Raw genomic sequence first — 2,533 nt, 5'->3', positions numbered from 1 at the left:
TAAAAATTGTTGTGTCCGCTTTGTTGGATTCTCATTCCAGATAGCTGTTGCAAGGGCTTCATTGACAGAACCATCTTCAAAAAGTGCCTTATCAAATTTACCTGTCTTAAATCGAGAAACCACCACATTAGGCGAAACCCGCATCTTCTTCGCAAATGCACGAACCGATATGCCCTCACGATGCTTCTTATTCATAGTTTCTCCTTGCTTTACTTTTCTGCTATAAGAAGTAAGAGTTTACGGTGTTACGAATGATTGACAATCGGGTGTAATCGGGTATATATCCCGGTATGCAAACAGATACACTCCAAATTACACAAGAATTGTTAGCTCTCATTACTGAGATTGATGAGTTCAAAGGGGCATGGCGTGCCCTTGGTACTCTTGCGCCTGAACGATTGAACGCTCTTCGCCATATTGCTACCGTTGAAAGTATCGGATCTTCCACACGCATTGAAGGAAGCAAATTAACAGACCGCGAGATTGAACAGCTTTTGGTAAACTTAGAAATTAAACGTTTCAAGAATCGTGATGAACAAGAAGTTGTCGGTTATGCCAAGGTTATGGAAACAATCTTTCAATCTTGGAGTGATATTTCTATTACTGAAAATCACATTAAACAACTTCATCGTGATCTTTTATGCAATAGTGAAAAAGATCAACGACATCGAGGTGAATATAAGACTTTACGCAATGACGTAGCAGCATTTAATTCCCAAGGGAAAATGGTTGGCATTGTTTTTGAAACAGCTACACCATTTGATACACCATACCGAATGCAAGAGCTTATTACTTGGTTCAATAAAACCAATGAATTAAAGAATCTTCATCCTTTACTTACGATTGGTATTTTTAATGTCACATTTTTAGCTATTCATCCTTTTCAAGATGGGAATGGGCGTTTAAGTCGCATCTTAACCACCCTTCTTTTGTTACAAAAAGGTTATGTTTATGTACCATATTCATCACTTGAAAGCATTATTGAGAATAATAAAGAAGGCTATTACTTAGCTTTGAATCAAACTCAAAAAACAATTTATACTAAAACACCCAATTGGGAACCTTGGATACTCTTTTTTTTACGTGCTCTACAAAAACAAAAACGCCAATTAGAAATAAAAATAGAGAGTGAAAAAAATGCTCTTTTTTCCTTATCTGAATTGGCTCTTAATATTCTTGATTATGTGCGTAGTCACGGACGTGTTACAACACGCGATATGGTGCGTGAGGTTGGTGCAAGCCCTAATACACTTAAAGTAACCTTTACATCATTAGTTGAAAAAGGTCTTTTGATACGTCATGGTGGTGGACGATCAATTTGGTATAGTGCACCTTAATTTTATTGCCTTCTTAACCACCTCCCCGTCTGTATAGACGAGGAGATAAAATCATGTTTTACGTCTAAGCTACTTTTGCAACAGGGCTTTCTAGAGTACGCTCAGCTTCTTTTGTAACCAATCTATAATGATCAAGCTCTTTTTCGATTTCATCTATTTTCAAAAGACGATCAAAGATGATACCCATGATTTTAGGATAATTTGTCAAAACATATTGGCGAAGATAGTTAAAATCATCAAAGCGTGTATCACGATCATAATCGACAGATTGGTTTCTTAATTTCTTTTCACACTCAATAAAGTAACGACGTGCCTGTCGTCCTTTCTCATTGCGTTCAACCATTGAAAGCTCTTTCGCCATGTCTAATGTAAGGTGGTATTCTTTACTGATAACATTTTTACGTTTCCCAATTTTGGGAAGCGTTAAAATAAAATCTTTTCCTTCTTCAAATTCATACTGATTAATACGATTTGTAATCCAAGTAGCAAAACGTTTTCCTATTTTCAAAAACGTATGCAACTCACGTGCATTGACGGTTTGAACAGTTTCTTGATCAATGATTTGTTCCGATATTTCTATAAGAGTGTTCATAATGAACTCCTTGTAGTTTAATGGTTTTCTATTGACACTCCAGAAGAGTGCCGGGCGCTAGAAAACACGGCTACAAGTCCGTCGTTATGCTTTTCCTCAAAGGGTATTTTATGGCATAACCACACCTGACAACGCCATTATATGCGCGTAACATACAACGAGTCAAAGCCTTTACATGCGCGGAAAATTGATTATTTCGGTAATCAATCCGCTTGTAGATTTTAAGGTGTTTTCTAGGCACCTGATTCGAAGATACCCATTACTATAGAATTGTCAAGTAACAAAAATTACTTTTTGCTAAGAAAACGTTTCACATACTGTACAGTGTACATATTGAAATTGTTATTTATCAATGAGTTAAGTGTACAATGTACAGTCAATTTGAAAATTCTGTCGCTAGCGATAGTTCGCGCTAGCCTGCCCCGCAATAGACCCAACCCGCTGGAAAGTACCTTTTGCATTGATTTCATTGAATTTTTTCTGGAAAACACCAAAGCACAAGCGATAATCTGCTTTAAAAATTAAAACCGCGGTGTATAGCACGTAGGTATAGCTTCAAAACATTATTTAGCTTTCTTGTTAGCAGCGTATTCATGACGAGCAA

Annotated in this window: 2 protein-coding genes and 1 pseudogene; 1 reads left to right on the top strand and 2 read right to left on the bottom strand. The window is 36.8% G+C overall.

Features of this window, described 5'->3' with window-relative positions:
- Window positions 1-195: pseudogene (locus GQO39_RS08260) on the bottom strand (hypothetical protein); the annotation flags it as partial.
- Between the two features lie 95 nt (window positions 196-290).
- Between GQO39_RS08260 and GQO39_RS08255 the strand changes: the two are divergent.
- Entirely contained in the window at window positions 291-1,337 is a 1,047-nt protein-coding gene (locus GQO39_RS08255) for a Fic family protein (RefSeq protein WP_156851734.1), read from the top strand.
- Between the two features lie 64 nt (window positions 1,338-1,401).
- Here GQO39_RS08255 and GQO39_RS08250 read toward each other — a convergent pair whose 3' ends face one another.
- Window positions 1,402-1,929, bottom strand: a complete 528-nt coding sequence (locus tag GQO39_RS08250; protein ID WP_156851733.1) for an antA/AntB antirepressor family protein — start codon at window positions 1,927-1,929, stop codon at window positions 1,402-1,404.
- Between the last annotated feature and the right edge of the window lie 604 nt (window positions 1,930-2,533).

This window comes from Bartonella refiksaydamii (genome assembly GCF_902652675.1).
Classification (GTDB): domain Bacteria; phylum Pseudomonadota; class Alphaproteobacteria; order Rhizobiales; family Rhizobiaceae; genus Bartonella; species Bartonella refiksaydamii.
Note: the sequence above shows the minus strand (reverse complement) of the source record. Positions and strands in the feature narration are given on the sequence as shown.